This window comes from Rhodococcus sp. PD04 (assembly GCF_035918275.1).
GTDB classification, from domain to species: Bacteria; Actinomycetota; Actinomycetes; order Mycobacteriales; family Mycobacteriaceae; genus Rhodococcus; species Rhodococcus rhodochrous.
This window is the reverse complement of the sequence record NZ_CP142143.1, coordinates 4296807-4321005: the sequence shown is the minus strand read 5'-3', so window position 1 is coordinate 4321005 and position 24199 is coordinate 4296807. Positions and strand designations below refer to the sequence as shown.

The window sequence follows — 24199 nt, the reverse complement described above, 5'->3', positions numbered from 1 at the left end:
CGTTTCTGTGATGCGCACACCCGTGCGGATCATGCGCGCCTGGGGAGATAAGTGGAGAAGCGGTATTTGCCTGCATCGTCGCAGGTCGGGGAGACCGACGACGGTTTCCCGCTCTCGTCGGCCCAACGCGGGATCTGGTTCGCCCAGCATCTGCTCGGCGACATTCCACTGACCATCGCCCAGTACGTCGACGTCCGAGGCGAATTCGATCCCGAGATCTTCGCCGACGCCGGCGCCGCCACCGCCCGCGAACTGGGCACCGGCATGCTCCGCATCTTCGAGGTCGACGGCCACCCCCGTCAGGTCATCGACCACGGCCTCGAGGACCGAGCCACGATTCTCGACCTGCGCGACGAGGACGATCCCGAAGCAGCCGCCATCGCCTGGATGCGCGCCGAGTACCGCACACCCCTCGACATGCTCGAGGACCGGCTGATCGTGTGCGCGGTCCTGCGCATCGCCGACGATCGCCATTTCGTCTACACCCGGATCCACCACATCGCCCTCGACGGCTACGGGGCGACCACCTTCGACACCCGCACCGCCGAGCGCTACAGCGCCGCGGTGCAGCAGCGCGAACCCGCCCGCTTCGACGTCAGCCCGCTGCCGGAAATCGTCGAGGACGAACAGCGCTACCGCGACTCGGCCCGGTTCGAGAGCGACCGCGCCTACTGGGCCGACCGCATCCGCGACCTGCCGCACCCCATCAGCCTCGCCGGTCGCGCCGCGCCCGTCGGCCCGCACCCGGTCCGGTTCAGCGCGCCCCTGCCCGAGCGTGTCGAGGCCGCGATCGACCGGATGATCGCCGAGCGCGAGAAGACCACGACATTCGCGACCGTGGTCGCCGCCGCATTCGCAGCCTTCCTCGCCCGCGTCACCGGTGAGACCGACGTGGTCCTCAGCCTCCCGGTTTCGGCGCGCACCACCGTCCGCCTGCGTCGCTCCGGCGGCATGGTCTCCAACGTCGTCCCGATCCGCGTCGGTGTCGAACCGGACGGCAGCCGCGACGATCTGATCGACCGGATGCAGCTCGAATTCACCGGGGCACTGCGTCACCAGCGGTACCGGCACGAGGACATGCGCCGCGACACCGGCTACGGCAGCGCCGACCGCGGATTCTTCGGGCCCGCGGTCAACGTCATGATGTTCGACCACGAGATCCGCTACGGCGATTCGGTCGGCCGCCGGCACGTGCTGAGCACCGGCCCGGTCGACGACCTCTCGCTCAACATCTACCCGAGCGCGCCGGGGCAGCCCGCCCACATCGACCTCGAGGCCAACCCCCACCTGTACACGGTCGACGAACTGCGCTCGCACCACACACGGTTCGTCGAGTATCTCGGCGAATTCGCCGACTCCGACCGCACCATCGGCACACTGCCGGTCCTGCACGACGACGAATACGAGAGCCTCGTCCCGTATCGAGGACTGCCCGCGCAGCCCGTGCGGCTGTTCGCCGACTTCCTCGCCGACGGTGTGCGCCGCAATCCTGACGGCGTCGCGATCATCGACGGCGACCGGCAGGTCACCTACCGCGAACTCGACGATCTTTCTACACGTCTCGCCGCACAGCTCGTCGCCGCCGGGGCCGCCCCCGAGACCTTCGTGGCACTGAGCATGGACCGTGGCGCCGATGCGCTGATCGCGGTGTGGGCGGTGGCGAAGACCGGCGCGGCCTTCGTCCCGATCGACCCGGCGCTCCCGGCCGACCGGATCGCCTACATGGTCGGTGATTCCGGTGCGCAGCTCGGACTCACCGTGCGGAGCCGGATCGCAGACCTGCCGTCCGGGCCCCGCTGGATCGCCGTGGACGACCCGCTCCGCTCGGATACCGACGTCGAGGTCGTGCACTCGCCGGCCGTGCCGGAGAACCCGGCGTACATGATCTACACCTCGGGCTCCACCGGAACCCCGAAGGGCGTGGTCGTCACCCACCGGGGGCTCGCGACCTTCGCCGCCGACGCCCGCCCCGAACTCGCCCTCGGCACCGACTCGCGGATGCTGCGGTTCTCCTCGGCGAGCTTCGACGCGTCGATCTTCGAGATGTTGCAGGCCTTCAGCGCCGGAGCGGCCATGGTCGTGGCGCCGCCGCACGTCCTCGGCGGCGACGAACTCGTCGACGTCCTGCGCGCCCGCCGGGTCACCCACATCGTCTCGGCGCCCACCGTCCTCAACACCGTCGACCCCGCGGGCCTGCCCGATCTCGAGGCCGTCGTGGTCGGCGGCGACGTGTGCACCGCCGACCTCGTCGAACGCTTCGCTCCCACCTGCCGGTTCACCAACAGCTACGGCCCCACCGAGACCACCATCGTCGTCACCGCCGGAGACCCCCTGGCCCCCGGCGACCCGATCACCATCGGCCGTCCCCTCGACGGTGTCGTCGCCGTGGTGCTCGACCGTCGCCTGCGGCCGGTGCCCGTCGGATTCGTCGGCGAATTGTATCTCGGCGGACCGGCTTTGGCGCGCGGCTACCATCGCCGTCCCGGGCAGACCGCGGATCGCTTCGTGGCCAACCCATTCGAACCCGGCACGCGCCTGTACCGCACCGGCGACGAGGTGCGGTGGACGCCCGATCACCAGCTCGACTTCGTGGGCCGCTCCGACTTCCAGGTGAAGATCCGTGGCTTCCGCATCGAACTGGGCGAGATCGACACCGCCCTGCTCGACCAGGACGGCGTCGACTTCGCGACGACCGTCGTGCACGACAGTGGCAGCTCCGTCGTCCCCGTGTCGTACGTACGTATGGAATCCGGCGCGACCTTCGACATGCAGGCACTGCTCGACGGCGTCGCTCGCGTCCTCCCGGCGCACATGGTGCCCGCCGCCGTCGTCGAACTCACCGAGATCCCGGTGACTCCCGCCGGCAAACTCGACCGCGCCGCGCTCCCCGCCCCGCAGTTCGCCACCGCCGAATTCCGCGCCCCCGAAACCGACTCCGAACACCTCCTCACCGAGGTCGCCGCCGGCCTGCTCGACGTCGAACGCATCGGCGTCGACGACTCGCTGTTCGCCCTCGGCGCCGACAGCATCGTCGCGATGCAATTCGCCGCCCGCGCCAAGGCCGCCGGACTGCACATCACCGCCCGGCAGATCTTCGAACACAAGACGATCGCGGCGCTCGCGCGGGTCGCGACTGCCGTCCCCACCGCCCTCGTCCTCGACGAACTGCCCGGCGGGGGAGTGGGCGACATCCCGATCACGCCGATCGTGCACGAGATGCTCGGACGTGGGGACTACTCCACCTTCGCGCAGGCCGTCCTCGTCTCCACCCCCGCGGATCTGACCTACGACGATCTGCGGGCCGCGCTCGGTGCCGTCGTCGCCCGGCACGACATCCTGCGGTCCACACTGAGCGACGGGCAGTGGCGGACGCACGCCGAACTGCCGGATCTCGACGCGTGGATCACCCGCGTCCCGGTCGCCGACGCTGCCGAATCCGATTCTCTCGTCGACCGCGAATGCGACGCTGCCGCAAGCGATCTAGATCCGGAATTCGGTCTCGTGTTGCGTGCCGTATGGTTCGACGTCGCCGAACCCGGCGAGCAGGGCCGCCTGCTGCTCGTCGCACACCACCTGGTGGTCGACGGCGTGTCGTGGCGGGTGCTGCTTCCCGACCTCGGCCAGGCCTGGATGCAGGTCGCGGCAGGACAGGCACCGTCGCTTCCCGAGGTGGGCACCTCCTACCGCCGCTGGGCGCACGCCCTGCACGACACCGCCCGCGACCACGTCGGTGAACTCGACCATTGGACCGAAACCCTCCGTGGTGCAGCACCGCTCACCGGAGTCGCGTCGCTCGACCCGGAGATCGACACCCTCGTGACCACCGCGACCGTCCGGGTCGATCTCGATCCGAGTGCGACCGACGCGGTGATCGCCCGACTGCCCGAGTTGTACGGCAGCGGCACCGCCGACGGACTGCTCACCGCTCTCGCGCTCGCTACCGCCCAGGACGGGCAGCGTTCGTTGCTGCTCACCCTCGAAGGGCACGGCCGCGACCTCGACGCCACCGGCACCGTCGACCTCGCCCGCACCGTCGGCTGGTTCACCAGCGCGTATCCCGTGCGCCTCGACCTCGCCGACGACCTCGACCTCACCGACGCCGCCGCCGGAGGACGCGCGAGCGCCACCGCGATCAAGGCCGTCAAGGAACGACTCGCCGCCGTCCCGAACAACGGCGTGGGATACGGCATCCTGCGCCACCTCGATCCGGAGACATCGCCGGTCCTCGCCGCCCTGCCCGCCGCGCAGGTGTCGTTCAACTATCTCGGCCGTCTCACCTCCGGCCACATCGCCGACGAGATCCGCGAGATCGGCTGGGTGCCGATCGATCTCGCCCTCGATCCCAACCGCACGTCGCGGATGGCCGCATCGGTCGCCGTCGACATCAACGCGATGGTCGTCGACGGCCCCGACGGCGCGCACCTCACCGCGTCGTTCACCTATGTGCCACGGGTGATCTCCGCCGAGACGGTCGGCGCGCTCGCCGAACGGTGGAAGGACGCACTCGTCGGCCTGGCCGCGCACACGCAGCGACCCGACGCCGGTGGTCTCACCCCGTCCGACGTGCCGCTCGTGCGTACCCGCCAGCAGCAGATCGAGCAGTGGGAGAACCGCTTCGGTCGCCTCGCCGACATCTGGCCGCTCTCGCCGCTGCAGACCGGTCTGGCCTTCCACGCCGCGTTGTCCGTCGACGCGGTCGACGTCTACACGGCACAGCTGCGTCTCGACCTCGCAGGGGAGGTCGACACCGATCGCTGGCAGGCAGCGTTCGCATCGTTGCTCGCACGACATGCTGCCCTGCGCACCGCCTTCGTGCACGACAACTCCGGCACCCCCGTCCAGCTCGTCCTTGATCACGTCGAGATGCCGTGGCGCGGGGTCGATCTCACCGGATCGTCCGACCCGCAGCACGACCTGCAGACGCTCCTCGACAGCGAACGCTTCGCCCGTTTCGACCTCGCGCACCCACCGCTGCTACGCGCCGTCCTCGTCCGACTGCCCGAGCAGCGCGCCGTCCTCGCCCTGACCAACCACCACATCGTGCTCGACGGCTGGTCGATGCCGCTGCTCGTGCGCGAACTCCTCGTCGGCTACGCCGCCGGCGGTCAGGCGGCGCTGCCCACCCCCGCGTCCTACCGCGGCTACCTGGCCTGGCTCGACCGGCAGGACACCGACCGCGCCCTCGACGCATGGGCCGAGGCGTTCGCCGACCTCGACGAACCCACGCTCGTCGCACCCGGGGCCACCGACGCCGTCGACGACGCACCCGTCCAGATCGACATCGACCTCGACGCCGACGACATCGACGCCCTCGCACGGCTCTCGCGCCGCACCGGCGCGACGCTCAACACCATCGTCCAGACCGCCTGGGGCCTGCTGCTCGCCCGGCACTGGGGTACCCGCGACGCAGTGTTCGGCGCCACCGTCTCCGGGCGGCCCGCCGACCTGCCCGACGTCGAGAACATGCTCGGCCTGTTCATCAACACCCTGCCCGTGCGGGTGCGGATCGACGAGACCGAAACCGTCGCCGACCTCGTGCTGCGCCTGCAGGGTGAACAGACCGCCCTGCTCGACCAGCAGTTCGTCGGCCTCGGCGCCATCCAGGACCGCATCGGCACCGGCACCCTCTTCGACACGCTGACCGTCTTCGAGTCGTATCCCGTCGACCGCGCCGGATTCGACGAGAACACCGACATCGCCGGTATGCGCGTCACCGACGTCGACGCCCGCGACGCCACGCACTACCCGCTCTCGCTCATGGCGCTGCTCGAACCCCATCTGCGACTGAGCCTGCGCTACCGCAGCGACGTCTTCGACGCCGCGACCGTCGACGAACTCGCCCGCCGCTTCACGCAGATCCTGAAGTTCGTCGCCGAGCGTCCCGACGACGCCGTCGGCGCCGTCGACGTGTTCCTGCCCGGCGAACGCGAACGGGTCCTCGAGTCCTGGAACCACACCGCGCACCCCGTGCCCGCCGGAGACGTCGTCGCGTTGTTCGAGCAGCAGGTGGCGCGGACACCCGATGCGCCGGCCGTCGTCGTCGACGGATCGGCGTCGACCTACGCCGAATTCGCGTCCGACGTGCACCGTCTCGCTCGTCGGCTGCTGGCGGAGGGTGTCGCTGCGGAAACCCGCGTCGCCGTGGCTGTTCCGCGCTCCTACGACCAACTGGTCGCGATCTACGCCGTGCTCGCCGCCGGTGGAGCGTACGTGCCGGTCGATCCCGACCAGCCCGCCCAGCGCACCGCTCACGTCCTCACCACCGCGGCACCGCAACTCGTGCTCGCGACCGAGGAGACCCACGACAGCCTGCCCGCCGACCTGCGCGTGCTCGACGTGTCCGACGTCGACAGGTACTCCGGCGACCCGCTGACCGACGACGAACGACCCGCGCTCCGCCCCGGCGACCTCGCCTACGTGCTGTTCACGTCCGGCTCGACGGGCCGGCCCAAGGGTGTCGCGGTGACGCACGGCGCGCTGCACAACCAGCTCGCGTGGATGCGCGCGGCCTTCGCACCGGACGCCACCGACACGGTGCTCTACAAGACACCCTTCACCTTCGACGCGTCGGTGTGGGAGCTGTTCCTGCCACTGCAGAGCGGGTCGCGGCTGGTGATCGCCGACCGCGACGGGCACGCCGACCCCGCCTACCTCGCGTCGGTCGTCCACCGCGAACGCGTCACCGTCGCGCAGTTCGTGCCGTCGGTGCTCGACCTGTTCGTCGCCGAGGCACAGCACGCCGGCATCGGCGCCTCGTCGCTGCGCGCGGTGTTCTCCGGTGGTGAAGTACTCCGGGCGACCACCGCCGCCCGCGTCCGCGAAGTCCTCGGCGCCGAGGTCCACAACCTCTACGGCCCGACGGAGACGACGGTGCAGGTCGCACACCGCACCGCGCGCCGCGACGATGCCGAGCAGGTGCCGCTCGGCCGGCCCGTGTGGAACACCCGCTTCCTCGTCCTCGACGCCGCGCTGCGTCCGGTGCCCGTCGGGGTGCCCGGTGAGCTGTACGTGGTGGGCTCGCAGGTCGCGCGGGGCTATCAGGCCGGTCCCGCCGTCACCGCCGATCGCTTCGTCGCGAACGCCTTCGGGAACTCCGGTGACCGGATGTACCGCACCGGCGACCGCGTCCGGTGGAACCGGGACGGCGAACTCGAATACCTCGGCCGCACCGACTTCCAGGTCAAACTCAACGGTCAGCGCGTCGAACTAGGCGAGATCGAGAGCGCACTGCTCGCCCATCCCGGCATCACGCAGGCCGTCGTCACGCTGCGCACCGGCCGGCACGGCGACTATCTCGCCGCCTACGCCGTCGCCACCGGTGAACGGCCGGACGAGAACGCGGTGCTCGCGTCCGTCGCCGACCGCGTGCCCCGGCACATGGTGCCGTCGGTGCTCGTGTTGCTCGACGACCTGCCCGTCACCGCGCACGGCAAGATCGACCGGGCGGCCCTGCTGGAACCGGACTTCGACGCCTCCGCCGCCTACATCGCACCGCGCACCGACACCGAGGCCGCCGTCGCCCGCATCATGGGCGAACTACTCGAGGTCGACCAGGTGGGTGCGTCGTCGAACTTCTTCCAGCTCGGCGGGAACTCGCTCGGCGCCACCCGATTGATCGCCCGCGTCAACGAGACGTTCGGCGCCGGCATCGGGATCCGCGCACTGTTCGACGATCCCACCGTCGAAGGCCTCGCCGCCGCCGTCGATCGTGCCCGCGGCACCGGCGCAACGGTGACTGTTCCCACGGCCGGGCCGCGTCCCGACCGGATTCCGTTGTCGCCGGCACAGACCCGCATGTGGTTCGTCAACCGGTTCGATCCCGGCTCCGGCGCCTACAACGTCGGCGCCGCCCTGCGGCTGCGCGGAGAACTCGACCTCGACGCCCTGCGCGCGGCGGTCGTCGACATCCTCGAACGACACGAGACGCTCCGGACGATCTACCCGGACTCCGATGTCGGGCCTTACCAGAACATCCTCTCCGTCGACGACGCGCTGCGGGATCGTCCCGTGCTGGTCGCCGGCACGGAGAGGGTCGCGGAAGACGACCTCTCCGAACGCATCCGGGCGCTGACCGCACGCGGATTCGACATCACCGTCGAACCGCCGCTCGAGCTGACCTTGCTCGAGTGTGCCGACGGCAGCCACGTCGTCGTGATGGTCGTGCACCACATCGCCATCGACGGCTGGTCCACCCAGGTCCTCGCCACCGATCTCGTGCTCGCCTACTCTGCGCGCGCCGCAGGTGGGGCACCGCTCTGGGAGCCGCTGCCGCTGCAGTACGCCGACTACGCGCTGTGGATGCGCGAGCTGCTCGGCGCACCGGGCGAACCCACCGAGATCGCCGCGCGCGAACTCGACCACTGGACCACGACACTCGCCGGCGCACCGGCGCTGCTCGAACTGCCCACCGACCGGCCGCGACCCGCGAGCTCGTCGTTCCGGGGCGCCGCGGTGCCGTTCACCGTCGATCCCGGGACGGTCCGCCGCCTCGACGCCTACGCGCAGACCCACGGCGTGAGCCGGTTCATGGTGCTGCACGCCGCGCTCGCCGTGTTGCTCGCCCGGCTCGGAGCGACCGACGACGTGTCCGTGGGCACGCCGGTCGCCGGTCGCGGCGACCGCCGCCTCGACAACCTCATCGGTATGTTCGTCAACACCCTCGTGCTGCGAACCCCTGTCGACCCGGCTGCGGGCTTCGACGACATCGTCGCCACCGTCCGCGACGTCGACCTCGACGCCTTCGCCCACGTCCAGGTGCCGTTCGAGCAGGTCGTCGAGGCCGTCGACCCCGTGCGGTCGCAGAACAGCGCACCGCTGTTCCAGGTCGCGCTGTCGGTCGAGGAAGCGCACCCCAGCGACCTCGAACTGCCCGGGTTGCGGGTCGAACCGATCGTGCCCGACTTCGGTATCGCCAAGTTCGACCTCGAGTTCACGCTCCGCGACGACGACGGTGCCCTCGCCGGCACCCTCACCTACGCCACCGACCTGTTCGACGCGTCCACCGCCGCCCGCACCGCCGAGCGCTGGAACCGCATGCTGGCGAAGCTGCTCGACGACCCGCGCAGCCCCGTCGGCGACCTGCCGTATCTCGACGCCGACGAAACCGCCCGGGCACTCGACGCGGCCCGACCGGAACCGATCCGGATCCGGACGCTGCCGGAGATCCTCGCGGCCGGTGTCGCCGCGTCGCCGAACGGTGTTGCCGCCGTGGACGAGACGCGACAGCTCACCTACCGCGACCTCGACGAGCGTTCCAACGCTCTGGCCCGTGTCCTCGTCACCGAGGGGGCCGGACCGGAAACCGTGGTGGCCCTGGCCTTCGAGCGGACCATCGAGTCGCTGGTCGCGGTGTGGGCGGTCGCGAAGACCGGTGCGGCGTTCGTGCCGATCGACGTGAAGCTGCCCGTCGACCGCATCGCGTTCATGCTCTCGGACTCGGGTGCCGCCTTCGGCCTGACCATGAACGGGATCGCTCCGGCCGTCGACTTCCGTTGGCTCGCGCTGGATTCCGACGACATCGTCGACCGGTGCGCCGACGTGTCGACGGACGCACTTTATGTCGACGTCGCACCCGACGTCGCGGCGTACATGATCTACACGTCCGGCTCGACCGGCACCCCGAAGGGCGTCGTCGTCACGCACCGCGGCCTCAACGCCTTCACCGCCGAGTACCGCACCGAACTCGGACTCACCGCACAGTCGCGGGTGCTGCGGTTCTCGTCGGCGAGCTTCGACGCGTCGGTGTTCGAGATGCTCGCCGCCTTCGGCACCGGAGCCACCATGGTGGTCGCGCCGCCCGAGATCGTCGCCGGCGCCGACCTCGAAGCGTTCCTGCTGCGCCACAACGTCACCCACGTGCTCACCGCACCGGCCGCACTCGGTGGTGTCGACCCGGCGAGACTGCCCGATCTCGAGGCCGTCGTGGTCGGCGGCGACGTGTGCCCACCCGAACTCGTCGAGCGGTTCGCGCCGCGCTGCCGGTTCTTCAACAGCTACGGCCCCACCGAGACCACGATCGTCATCACGATGACCGATCCGCTGGTCGCGGGCGGTGCCATCACCATCGGCCGGCCCATCCGGGGCGCCGGTGCCGTCGTGCTCGACGCACGCCTGCAGCCCGTCCCCGACGGAGTCCTGGGTGAGCTGTATCTGGCGGGCCAGGCGCTCGCCCGCGGCTACCACGACCGGCCCGGCATGACGGCCTCCCGGTTCGTCGCGAACCCGTTCACCGGTGGGCTCATGTACCGCACGGGCGACCTCGTGCGCCGACGCTCGTCGGGCGAACTCGAGTTCGTCGGCCGCAGCGACGCACAGGTCAAGCTGCGTGGCCTGCGTATCGAACTCGGCGAGATCGAGGCGGTGCTTAGCCGTCAGGACAGCGTCGCGCACGCCGTCGTGGACGTCTACCGCGACGCCCACACCGGCGAACGGCTCGTCGGCTACGTCGTGCCCCGCGACGGCGCCGAGGTCGATGCCGATGCGCTGCGCAGCGCCGTCGCCGACGTTCTGCCGTCGTACATGGTGCCCTCGCAGATCGTGCCGATCGAGACGGTGCCCGTCACGGTCAACGGCAAGCTCGACCGAAAGGCGCTGCCCGCGCCCGACCCGGTGACCCGCGAGTTCCGTGCCCCCACCAACCCCGTCGAGGAGACTGTCGCCGAGATCGTCGCCGACCTGCTCGGCGTCGAACGCGTGGGCCTCGACGACGACTTCTTCGCACTCGGCGGCAACTCGCTCATCGCAACGCGCCTGGTGGCCCGCATCGGGGAAGCGCTCGGCACCACGGTGCCGGTGCGCGCGGTGTTCGAGGGATCGACCGTGCAGGCGCTCGCCGAGACCGCCGGCTCGCACATCGGCACGGGGGAGCGGCTGCCGCTCGTGCCGCAGGAACGCCCCACGCGGGTGCCGCTGTCGTACGCGCAGCAACGCATGTGGTTCCTCAACCGCTTCGACCCGACGTCGCCGCTCTACAACATCCCGCTCGCGGTGCGCCTGCACGGCGACCTCGACGTCGACGCCCTCACCGCCGCCGTCCGCGACGTGCTCGACCGGCACGAAGCACTGCGCACGGTGTTCCCGGAACACGAGGACGGGCCGTCGCAGCACGTACTCGCCACCGGCGACGTGCCGCTCGACCTCACCCCGATCGACACACCCGATACCGACGCACTGCACACCGCGATCGCCGGAGTGGTGGGACGCGGCTTCGACGTCACGCGCGAGGTCCCCATCCGCGGCGCGCTGTTCCGCGAGAACGACCGCACCCACGTGCTCGTGGTGGTCGTGCACCACATCAGCGCCGACGGTGCGTCCACCGTGCCGCTGGCCCGAGACGTCCTCGTCGCCTACTCCGCGCGCCTCGACGACGCACAGCCGGCCTGGGAACCGCTGCCGGTGCAGTACGCCGACTTCGCGCTGTGGCAGCGCACCGTGCTCGGCGACCCGCAGGATCCGCAGGCACCGATCGCGCAACAGCTCGACTACTGGACCTCGGTCCTCGCCGACACCCCGGCCGTGCTCGAACTGCCCGCCGACCGGCCGCGACCCGCGGCGGCGTCGTATCGGGGCGCCAACACCGGTTTCCGGATCGCCCCCGAGGTCCTCACCCGCGTCGACCGCCTCGCGCACGCCCACGGCGCGACCCGCTTCATGGTCCTGCACGCCGCGCTCGCCGTGCTGCTCGCGCGTCTCGGCAGCACCGAGGACGTGTCGGTGGGCACGCCGGTCGCCGGTCGCGGTGATCGTGCCCTCGACGACCTCGTCGGCATGTTCGTCAACACCCTCGTGCTGCGCACCCGCATCGATCCCGCGGCGTCGTTCGCGGAGTTCCTCGAGCAGGTCCGCGCCACCGATCTCGCGGCGTTCTCGCACGCCGACGTGCCGTTCGACCAGGTGGTCGAGGCCGTCGATCCGGTGCGTTCGCAGAGCCACTCGCCGCTGTTCCAGGTCGCGCTGTCGCTGCAGAACCAGGGCATCGGCGAACTCGAACTGCCCGGGCTGCGCGTCGAACCGCTCGCAGCGGATCTCGCCATCGCGAAGTTCGACGTCGACATCGCGCTGCGTGAGGACGAAACCGGCGGACTGATCGCCGAACTCACCTACGCGACCGACCTGTTCGACGAAGCAACCGCCGCCGATCTCGCCGCGCGGTGGGTGCAACTGCTCGACGTGAGCACCGCCGACCCGACGGCTGCCGTCGGCGACATCGCGCTCCTGTCGGAGGCCGAGACCGATCGGGCACTATCACGGTCGGTGCCGATGCCGCTGCCGCAGAAGACCTTCCCCGAGATCCTGGCCACCGGTGTCGCCGCGAACCCGGACGGCATCGCGGTGGTGGACGGCGACCGGCAGCTCGCCTACACCGAACTCGACCTCGCCTCCAACCGGCTCGCGCACAAGCTGATCGATCACGGCGCCGGACCGGAAACCGTGGTGGCACTGTCGTTCCCGCGTAGCCTCGACGCCGTCGTCGCTCTGTGGGCCGTGGTCAAGACCGGCGCGGCGTTCGTGCCCGTCGATCCCGCACTGCCCGCAGCGCGTGTCGCGTATCTGCTCACCGACTCCCGGGCCATCCTCGGGCTCGGCGACGGACCGTCGCACGTTCCGTGGCTGAGCGTCGACGCCGACGACTGTTCTTCTGCACCGGTGACTTCCGCGGTGAACGCGGAGTCGGCGGCGTACATGATCTACACGTCCGGTTCCACCGGCACGCCGAAGGGGGTCGTCGTCACCCACCGCGGCCTCAACGCCTTCACCGCCGAACACCGTCCCGAACTCGGATTGAGCACCGGCTCGCGGATGCTGCGGTTCTCGTCGTCGAGTTTCGACGCCTCGGTGTTCGAGCAGATCTCGGCGTTCTCCGCCGGCGCCACCGTGGTGGTCGTGCCGCCGCACATCGTCGCCGGCACCGAACTGACCGACCTGCTGCGACGCGAACGCATCACGCACATCATCACCGCGCCCGCCGCGCTCGGCACCGTCACCCCCGACGACCTGCCCGACCTCGAATCCGTGGTGATCGGCGGCGACGTGTGCCCGCCGGAACTCGTCGAGAAGTTCGGCCCCGTCTGCCGTTTCGTCAACAGCTACGGTCCCACCGAGACCACCATCATCATCACCGAGACCGCGCCGCTCACCCCGGGCGACCGCATCACCATCGGCGCGCCCATTGAGGGTGCCGGGGCCGTCGTCCTCGACACGCGTCTGCATCCCGTGCCCGACGGCGTCATCGGCGAGCTGTACCTGTCGGGCGCCGGTCTCGCGCGCGGCTACAACGCGCAGCCGGGACTGACGGCAGCGCGGTTCGTCGCGAACCCCTTCACCGGCGGGCTCATGTACCGCACCGGCGACCTCGTACGCCGCACCGCGACCGGCGAAATCGACTTCGTCGGCCGCAGCGACGCGCAGGTGCAGGTCCGCGGCCTGCGCATCGAACTCGGCGAGATCGAAGCGGCCCTGAGCCGCGCCGACGAGGTGGCCCAGGCCGTCGTCATGCTGCACACCGACCCGCGCACCGGCGAACGGCTCATCGGTTACGTCGTCCCGGCGACCGGTACCGCGGCCGACCCGCAGGCGCTGCGCGACCGGATCGCCGACGAACTGCCGTCGTACATGGTGCCCGCGCAGATCCTCGTCCTCGACGCGCTGCCGATCACCGCCAACGGCAAGCTCGACCGGAAAGCGCTGCCCGTCCCCGGATTCGAGGCGCGTACCTTCCGCGCTCCCGAGACACCCGTGGAGCAGACGGTCGCGTCCGTCTACGCCGACCTGCTCGGCGTCGACCGTGTGGGCCTCGACGACGACTTCTTCGCGCTCGGCGGCAATTCGCTCAACGCGACCCAGCTCGTCGCGCGGCTCGGCGCCGCCCTGCACACCACCGTGCCGGTGCGCACCGTCTTCGATGCCCCGACGGTGGCCGCGCTGGCCGAGGCCGTGGCACGCACCGCCGGTTCCGGTGGCCGCCCCGACCTCGTCGCCGTCGACCGACCCGACCGCATCCCGCTGTCGCTCCAGCAGCAGCGCATGTGGTTCTTCAACCGCTTCGATCCCGGCTCGGCCGCCTTCAACATCCCGATGGTGCTGCGCCTGAGCGGCGACCTCGACGTGCCGGCGCTGCAGGCCGCGCTGCTCGACGTCCTCGACCGTCACGAAGCGCTGCGCACCGTCTTCCCCGACAGCGACGCCGGACCGTCGCAGGTGATCGTGCCCGCCGGCGACGCCGCCTCCGATCTCGGACCGCAGGTCGTCGCGGCCGACGAGATCACCGGTGTCCTCACCGACTTCGTCACGCGCGGTTTCGATCTCACCGTCGACGTGCCAGTGCGTGCCCGACTGTTCCGTCTCGCCGACGACGAGCACGTCCTCGCCGTCGTCGCCCACCACATCGCGAGCGACGGCGGGTCGCAGGCACCGCTGTCGCGCGACGTCGTCACCGCCTATCTCGCGCGTCGTGAAGGCGCCGAGCCCGGCTGGTCGCCGCTGCGCGTGCAGTACGCCGACTACGCCCTCTGGCAGCAGAAGCTCCTCGGCAGCGAGGACGACCCGCAGTCGCTGCTCGCCCGCCAGCTCGCGTACTGGACCGACAAACTCGCCGACCTGCCCGACCTGGTGGAACTGCCCACCGACCGGCCGCGCCCGCCCGTACAGTCGTCGCGGGGCGCGACCGTCCCGATCACCCTCGACGCCGAGCTCGCCGACCGCGTCGAACAGTTCACCCGCGAACGCGGCATCACGCTGTTCATGCTCGCCCACGCCGCCGTCGCGGTGCTGCTGGCCCGCTGGTCGGGGAGCAGCGACATCCCGATCGGCACCCAGATCGCCGGTCGCGGCGAGGAGGCTCTCGACGACCTCGTCGGCATGTTCGGCAACACCCTCGTGCTGCGCACCCGCATCGACGCCGACGCCACCTTCGACGAGGTGCTCGACCAGGTGCGCGACGTCGACCTCGCGGCCTTCTCGCATCCGGACGTGCCGCTCGAGCGCCTCGTCGAACTGCTCGACCCGGTTCGCTCCACGGCCTACTCGGCGCTGTTCCAGACCCTGCTGGTCGTGCACAACTTCACGCGCTCGGAGATCGACCTGCCCGGGCTGCGACTGAGCACCGTCGAGCCCGGCGCGACCGGCGCCAAGCTCGACCTCGAGATCCACCTCGGGGAGACCTTCGACGCCGACGGCCGACGCCTCGGCATCGACGGATCGATCACCTACGCCACCGACCTGTTCACCGAACACACCATCACGCAGGCCGCGCAGCGCCTCGTCGCTCTCGTCGACGCCGCGGTGAGTGCGCCGGAGGTCGCCGTCGGTGACATCGACCTGCGTGGCGACGAGGAGATCCGTCTACTGGCCGACATCAACGCGACTGATGCGGGTTCCGTCGACGAGGCCCTGCTCACCCGATTCGACGAGCAGGTCGCCCGCACCCCGGACGCGCCGGCGCTGATCTTCGAGGACACGACCCTGACGTACGCGCAGTTCGCGTCGCGGGTGAACCGTCTCGCGCGGCACCTCGTCGGACTCGGAGTGGGTCCGGAGAGCCTCGTCGGCGTGTACACCGGCCGGTCCATCGAGATGATGGTCGCGATCTACGCGATCCTGCAGGCCGGGGGAGCGTACGTTCCGCTCGACCCCGAACATCCCGCCGACCGCACCGAGTACGTGCTCGACCTCGCGCGGCCCGTCGTCGTGCTCACCACCGCAGCCGATCGGGGATCGTTGCCCGCCGCGGCACCGGTGCTGGAGATCGATGCGCCGTCGAACGTCTCCGACGCGCCGCTCACCGACGCCGACCGCGTCGCACCGCTGCGACCCGACAACACCGCCTACGTCATCTTCACGTCCGGCTCGACCGGACGTCCCAAGGGTGTTGCGGTGAGCCACCGTTCGGCCGCGAACCAGATCGCGTGGATGCGCGAACGGTACGACCTCGGTGCCGGTGACGCCGCGCTCCACAAGACACCGATCACCTTCGACGCGTCGGTGTGGGAGCTGTTCTACCCCTTGCAGGTCGGGGCACGTCTCGTCGTCGCCGTGCCGGGTGGGCACCGCGACCCCGCCTATCTGGCACGCGTGTCGCGTGAGGAGTGCGTGAGCATCCTCGAATTCGTCCCGTCGATGCTCGCGGTGTTCCTCGCCGACCCGGCGCTGCAACTTCCCGAGTCGCTGCGCTACCTGTCGGTCGGCGGCGAAGCCCTGCCGGCCGATCTCGCAGCCGACTTCGCCGCACGATCGACAGCGGCGCTCGACAACACCTACGGACCCACCGAAACCACCGTCACCGCAACGGTTCTGCGGGTCGAGGGCGAGCATGCGGGCAGCGTCCCGATCGGCCGGCCGATCCGTAACACCACCGTGCAGGTGCTCGACGCCCGGCTGCGTCCGGCGCCGGTCGGGGTGCCCGGTGAGCTCTACCTCGGGGGAGTGCAGGTCGCACGCGGCTACCACGCCCGTCCCGACCTCACCGCCGAGCGGTTCGTCGCCGCACCCGGCGGCGAACGCCTGTACCGCACCGGCGATCTCGTTCGGATCCTGCCCAGTGGCGAACTGGACTTCCTGGGCCGCACCGACTTCCAGGTGAAGGTACGCGGTCTGCGCATCGAACTCGGTGAGATCGAGAGCGCCCTGACTTCGCTGCCGGAGATCGCGCAGGCCGTGATGGTCGTGCACGACGGCGACCACGGTCAGCAACTCGTCGGCTACGTCGTTCCGTCCTCGGGCGCGACCGTCGACGTCGAGGCGGCGCGTGCGGCGGTCGGCCGGTCGCTGCCGCGCTACATGGTGCCCGACGTGCTCATGGTGATCGACATGTTGCCGCTCAACGCATCCGGCAAGCTCGACCGTCGCGCGCTGCCCGAGCCCGTCGCCGCGGTCCGGGAGTTCCGTCCTCCCGTCACCCCCACAGAACAGGCGGTCGCGGCCGCGATCGCCGAGGTGCTCGAGGTGGAGCAGGTCGGTCTCGACGACGACTTCTTCGCGCTCGGCGGCAACTCGCTCATCGCGACCCGCGTGATCGCCCGCATCGGTGCCGCGCTCGGCGCGGACATCCCGCTGCGCACGCTGTTCGAACATCCCACCGTCGAAGCGCTCGCAGCCGCGGTGGCCGAGCACGGTGGGCAGGCCGCGCGACCTGCACTGGTCGCGGGGGAGCGGCCCGAGCAGGTGCCGCTGTCGCTCGCGCAGCAGCGGATGTGGTTCCTCAACCGCTTCGATCCCGACTCGGCGGCCTACAACATCCCGGTGGCCATCCGCCTCACCGGTTCGCTGGACCTGACGGCCTTGGAAAACGCCGTCGCGGATCTGTTCGCGCGCCACGAGATCCTGCGTACCGTCTACCCGGAGGCCGGCGGTGTCGGGTACCAGGTCGTGCTGCCCTTCTCCCGGGTGCGCCCGGACGTCACACCCGTGCCGATCGACGAGACCGACATCCTGCCCACCGTCGTCGAATTCGTGAACGCCGGATTCGACGTCACGTCGGAGGTGCCGGTCCGCACCCGCCTCTACCGGGTCGGTGACGACGAGTACGTGCTCGTCTTCGTCGTGCACCACGTTGCTGCGGACGGCTTCTCGATGGGACCGCTGACCCGCGATGTCATGATCGCCTACGACGCGCGTCGCCGTGGGGAGACGCCGTCGTGGTCGCCGCTCGCCGTGCAGTACGCGGATTACGCTCTGTGGCAACGCGACCTGCTCGGATCCGAGGACGATCCGGACAGTCTCGTCGCACGCGAACTGGCCTACTGGACCGAACGACTCTGTGACCTGCCCGAACCGCTCGAACTGCCGGTGGACCATCCACGTCCGCCGGTCGCCACGAACCGCGGTGCCCGCCACACCTTCGAGGTCGACGCCGCCACCGTCGGTGCGCTGCAACGTTTCGCACGTGAGCACAACGCGACGACCTTCATGGTGGTGCACGCCGCGCTCGCCGTTCTGCTCGCGAAACTCGCGGGTACGCGCGACGTCACCATCGGGACCCCTGTTGCGGGTCGCGGCGAAGCCGAACTTGACGACCTGATCGGCATGTTCGTCAATACCCTGGTGCTGCGCAACGACATCGACCCGGCGCTGTCGTTCACCGATCTGCTTGCGCAGGTGCGCGACACCGACCTCGGTGCGTTCGGCAATGCCGATGTGCCGTTCGAGCGGCTCGTCGAGGTGCTCGACCCCATCCGGTCCACGGCGCGAAGTCCGCTGTTCCAGGTGATGCTCTCGTTCGAGAACGTCGGTCCCACGCGCTTCGAACTCCCCGGCCTCGTCCTGTCCGCGCTCGACACCGATGTGCAGACCTCCCAATTCGATCTCGAGTTCACGCTGACCGAACTGTCCGACGGCGGTTTCGGTGGCAGGATCACCTACGCGGCCGATCTGTTCGACGAGACGACGGCCGCTTCGATCGCCGCTCGTTTCACCCGTCTGCTGTCGACCCTCGCGGCTGATCCGCAGGTCGCCGTGGGTGACGTCGATGTGCTGGAACCTGCGGAGCGCGAGCGGGTCCTCGGGTTCGGCAGCGGAAGCGCGGTTCCCTCGACCGGTGAGACCGTTCCGGATCTTCTCGCTGCTCGGGCGCAGATGTCGCCCGGCGCTGTTGCGGTCTCCGACGAGCAGGACACGCTCGATCGAGCGGAGTTCGAGCGACGGGTGAGCAGACTTGCTCGCAGATTGATCTCGTCGGGTGTGGGTCCGGAGGTGCGCGTCGCGGTCGCGATGGACCGCTCCCTCGACGTGGTGGTCAGCATCGTCGCGGTGCTCGTCGCCGGTGGCGCGTATGTTCCGATCGATCCCGAGCAGCCGGCCGATCGCATCGCGTACGTGCTCGACGTCGCCGACCCGCAGGTCGTACTGACGCGATCCGACCGCCGCATCCCCACCGAGCGGACGACGATCGTCGTCGACACCGACGCGTCCTCCGAGTTCGACGATCGACCGCTGTCGGCGGACGAGCGCCTCGGTGTGCTGCGTCCCGACAACGCTGCCTACGTGCTGTTCACCTCGGGTTCGACCGGCAGGCCGAAGGGCGTGACGGTCTCGCACGGAGCTGTGGTGAACCAGCTCCGCTGGATGCAGTCGCGGTTCGACCTGAATGCATCCGATTCGGTGTTGTTGAAGACTCCCGTGACGTTCGATGCATCGGTGTGGGAGTTGTTGCTGCCCTTGGCCACCGGTAGTCGAATGGTGATCGCTTCCGCGGACGGTCATCGGGACCCCGAGTATCTGGCACGGACGTTGTGCGAGGCGGGCGTCACGGTGGCGCAGTTCGTGCCGACGGTGCTCGATGCGGTGCTCGACGAGATCGACGGTGCGGCATCGTCGTCGGTGCGGTTGGTGTTCGCCGGTGGTGAGGCGCTGGCTGCGTCGACCACTGAACGAGTGCGATCGGCGTTGGGTGCGGAGGTCCACAATCTGTACGGGCCGACCGAGGTCACGGTGCAGGCGACGCATTGCAGTGCGAACGTGGTGGACGGCGTGTATGTGCCGATCGGTGGTCCGGTGTGGAACACCGCGGCGCTGGTGTTGGACGAGCGTTTGCGGCCGGTCCCGGTCGGTGTTGTCGGCGAGCTGTATCTGTCCGGCGTTCAGGTGGCGCGTGGTTACGCGGGCCGTGCAGGTCTGTCGGCGGAGCGGTTCGTGGCGAATCCGTTCGGTTCGGCGGGGGAGCGGTTGTATCGCACCGGCGACCTCGTGCGCTGGACCCGCGACGGAGAGCTCGAGTACGTCGGTCGTAACGATCTGCAGGTGAAGGTGCGTGGTCAGCGCATCGAGCTCGGTGAGATCGAAGCGGTGCTGCGGGCGCAGTCCGACGTGGTTGCGGGTGCAGTAACTGTCGTGTCCGATCAGCTGGTCGGTTACGTCGTACCGTCCGGCGACCTCGACGTTCGGGCCTTGAGGTCCGCGATGGGTGAGGTTCTGCCTGGGTACATGGTGCCGTCGCAGGTTGTCGTGCTCGAGGCGTTGCCGTTGTTGTCGAACGGCAAGTTGGATCGTCGGGCGTTGCCGGAGCCGACGATCGAGGAGCGCGAGTTCCGAGCTCCGGTCACCGATACCGAGCAGATGGTCGCGTCGGTGTTCGCCGAGGTGCTCGGTGTCGAGCGGGTCGGCTTGGACGACGACTTCTTCGTCCTCGGTGGCAACTCACTCGTGGCTACACAGGTGGTGTCCCGCCTCGGTGCCGCCCTCGGAGTACGCGTACCGTTGCGCGCCCTGTTCGATGCGCCGACCGTCGACGGTCTCGCTGCACGCCTCGAGGAAGAATCCGGTGCCGGGGCTGCTGTTCCTCTGGTCGCACAGGAACGGCCCGATGTGGTGCCGCTGTCACTGGCACAGCAGCGCATGTGGTTCCTGAACCGCCTGGACCCCGACTCAGCGGTGAACAGCATCCCCGCGGCGATCCGGCTCAGTGGGGCACTCGACGTCGAGGCACTGAAGGCCGCAATCACGGATCTGATCGCGCGGCACGAGATCCTGCGGACGGTGTATCCGGAGATCGACGGTGTCGGTCGCCAGGTCGTGCTCGACGTCGACGCGTCGACCCCTGTCCTGACCATTGTGGAGACCATCGAGGCGGAGCTGTTCGGCGAGGTCGCGAACTTCATGGCTTCCGGCTTCGACGTGACGGTCGCACCACCCCTGCGGCTCGAACTGCTCCGGCTGTCCGAGACCGAGCACGTGCTCGTCGTCGTGGTGCACCACATTGCGGCGGACGGATTCTCGATGGGCCCGTTGGCACGGGACGTCATGCTCGCCTATGCCTCACGCGCCGTCGGCGAGATACCGGCGTGGGCGCCGCTCGACGTACAGTACGCGGACTACGCACTGTGGCAGCGCCGGATGCTCGGATCCGAGGACGATCCCGACTCGCTGATCTCGCGCCAGTTGTCGTTCTGGACCGAGGCGCTCACCGGTGCACCGGACGTGCTGGACCTTCCGACCGATCGTCCGCGGCCCGCCGTCACTTCTTACCGGGGTGCCACGCATCGGTTCGAGTTGAGCGATGCGGTCCGAGCCGGCATCGACGAGGTGGCACGCGAACGCGGCCTCACGCCGTTCATGGTGGTGCACAGTGCGTTGGCAATCGTGCTGGCGCGGTGGTCGGGCACCGACGACATCACGATCGGTACGCCGGTGGCGGGTCGTGGTGAGCGTGCGCTGGACGACCTGATCGGCATGTTCGTCAACACGTTGGTGTTGCGCACGCGGGTCGACACGTCCGAGTCGTTCGCGGATCTGCTCGGCCGGGTGCGCGAGGTCGACCTCGGCGCATTCGGTCACGCGGATGTGCCGTTCGAGCGTCTCGTCGAAGTCCTCGATCCGGTGCGGTCGACAGCGTGGAATCCGTTGTTCCAGGTGATGCTCACCCTGCAGAATTTCGAGCCGACGAGCTTCGAGTTGCCGGGTCTGTCGTTGTCTGCGGTCGACGCCGACGCACAGTGGGCGAAGTTCGATCTGCAGGTGACGCTGTCGCCGCAGGCCGACCGCTCCGGTCTCGACGCCGAGATCACGTATGCGACCGATCTGTTCGACCACTCCACGATCGTCACCCTCGCCGGGTGGCTCGAACGGATGCTGTCGGCCGTCGTGCTCGACCCGACCCCTGCCGTCGGTGACATCGACATGTTCGGTGCAGACGAGCTCGAGCGTGTGCTGGCTCTCGGCCACGGATCCCCGGTGTCGGTGGACGAGGCGACCGTCCCCGATCTGATCACGGCGCAGGTCGTTCGGTCTCCGGACGCTGCAGCGGTGTCGGACGGCTCCACGACATGGACCTACCAGGAGTTCGAGGAACGGATCGGTCGTCTTGCCCGACATCTGATCTCACTCGATGTGGGTCCCGAGGTGCGGGTCGCGGTGGCGATGGATCGCTCGCTCGACCTGGTGCTGAGCGTCTGCGCCGTCCTCGCGGCCGGTGGTGCCTACGTACCGGTCGATCCCGAACAACCGGATGAGCGGATCCGATACGTCCTCGACACCGCCGACGTCTCGATGGTCCTGGGCTCGTCCGGCATCGAGGTCCTCGCCGGACGCTCGGTCACAGCCGTCGACACACTCGACCTCACCGGGTATGCCTCCGGCCCGGTTTCGGACAGTGACCGTCGTGCACCGTTGCGGGCACACAACCCGGCGTACGTGCTGTTCACCTCGGGCTCCACGGGTCGACCCAAGGGCGTCGCGGTGACACACGCGTCCGTGGTCAACCAGCTCGCCTGGATGCAGGAGCGGTTCGGTATCGGCCCCTCGGATTCGGTGCTGCTCAAGACGCCTGCGACATTCGACGCGTCGGTGTGGGAACTTCTGCTGCCTTCGGCATGCGGAGCCCGGTTGGTAGTCGCGTCGCCCGACGGACACCGCGACCCCGCCTATCTCGCAACAGCACTCGTGGACTTCGATATCACCGTCGCGCAGTTCGTGCCGACCGTGCTCGATGCCGTGCTCGACGAGACAACCAGCCTGACACCGGCATTGCGCGCCGTGTTCGCGGGTGGTGAAGCGCTGACGTCGGCCACTGCCGAACGCGCACGGTCCACCTTCGGCGCCGACGTGCACAATCTGTACGGCCCGACCGAGGCGACGATCCAGGCGACGCACCGTGAGAGCCGCGGTGACGATGCCGGCATCGTGCCCATCGGTACAAGCGTATGGAACACCCACGCTCGTGTGCTGGATGCGCGTCTGCGTCCCGTCCCCGTGAGCGTGACGGGTGAGCTGTATCTGTCGGGCACGCAGGTCGCGCGAGGATATGCAGGACGTCCGGGGCTCACGGCCGAGCGTTTCGTGGCCGACCCCTTCGGCGGCCGCGGCGAGAGGTTGTACCGCACGGGCGACCTCGCGCGGTGGAATCGCGGCGGCGAACTCGAATACATCGGCCGAAACGACCTGCAGGTCAAGCTCCGTGGTCAGCGCATCGAGATCGGTGAGATCGAAGCGGTGCTGCGGAGCCTGGACCGGGTTGCGACTGCGGCGGTCGACGTGCGATCGGATCAATTGGTCGGCTACATCGTTTCCGTAGGGGACGTCGATCCTGCACATCTCTGTAGGGCGCTCGGCGAACTGTTGCCGTCGTACATGGTGCCGACACAGTTCGTCGTTCTGGATGCGCTGCCGCTCAATGCGTCCGGGAAGCTCGACCGGAGGGCGTTGCCGGAGCCCGAGTTCATGACGCGAGAGTTCCGGGCGCCGGTGACGGAGATCGAGAGTACGGTGGCATCGGTGTTCGAGGATGTGCTCGGCATCGAGCGAGTCGGTTTGGACGACGACTTCTTCGGACTCGGAGGTACGTCGCTCGTGGCAACGCGACTCGTGTCCAGACTACGGATGGAGATCGGCTCCGAGGTGCCGTTGCAACACCTCTTCCGGGAGCCGACCGTCGAGGGACTTGCCTCTCTTCTCGGAACTGCGCAACCTTCCGATGCAACGGAGTCTGTAGCCCCCATCTGGCCGCTGCGCGCGCAGGGCGCGAGTACACCGCTGTTCTTCGTCCACCCGATCGCCGGGTTGTCGTGGTGCTACACCGCTCTCGCGCGACAACTCGATCACGATGCACCCGTCTACGGTCTGCAGACCCCGGCCGTCACCGAGGGCGACTTCGAACCCGCGACCCTCGACGAACTCGCGGCGCGTTACGTCGACGAACTGCGGGCAGTGCAGCCCGAGGGGCCGTACCGGTTGTTCGGCTGGTCGCTCGGCGGCGTGATCGCCCACGCCATGGCCGTTCGTCTGCAGGCGGAGGGACAGCAGGTCGACACGTTGGTGATGCTCGACAGCTTCGCCGGCAACGGTGCACGGACCGGCGAGTCGAGCGATGTGTCGACGAGCGAGCTGCTCGCCGGATTCGGAATCGACGACGCGGCCGCAGCCGACGCCGAGGACATCGACGACCTCGTCGCGTCCGTCGCCTCACTCACCGGCAGCACCGAGGACGACACGAGACGCGTGGTGACCAGACTGGTCGCGGCGGCGCAACGGAACTCCGAGCTGATGGCGGAGCATCGGCCGGGGACGTACGACGGCGACATCGTCTACTTCACCGCGGCAGCCGACGACCCGACCGGAATGCGCGGCGCGTCCGGCTGGAACGCAGCCGTGACGGGTGCCGTCGACAACCATCAGGTGCCGGCGACGCACTGGCAGATGACCTCACCCGACGCGCTCGGCGTCATCGTGCCCGTGCTCGACGCGGTGCTCTCCGAGCGGGAGAGCTGAGGTGCTG

Annotated in this window: 1 protein-coding gene; it reads left to right on the top strand. The window is 69.5% G+C overall.

Annotation, left to right across the window (positions count from 1 at the left end):
- The first annotated feature begins 66 nt into the window (after positions 1 to 66).
- Positions 67 to 24192, top strand: coding sequence for a non-ribosomal peptide synthase/polyketide synthase (locus U9J23_RS19705; RefSeq protein WP_326599923.1), 24126 nt, complete (start codon positions 67 to 69; stop codon positions 24190 to 24192).
- Positions 24193 to 24199 lie beyond the last annotated feature (7 nt).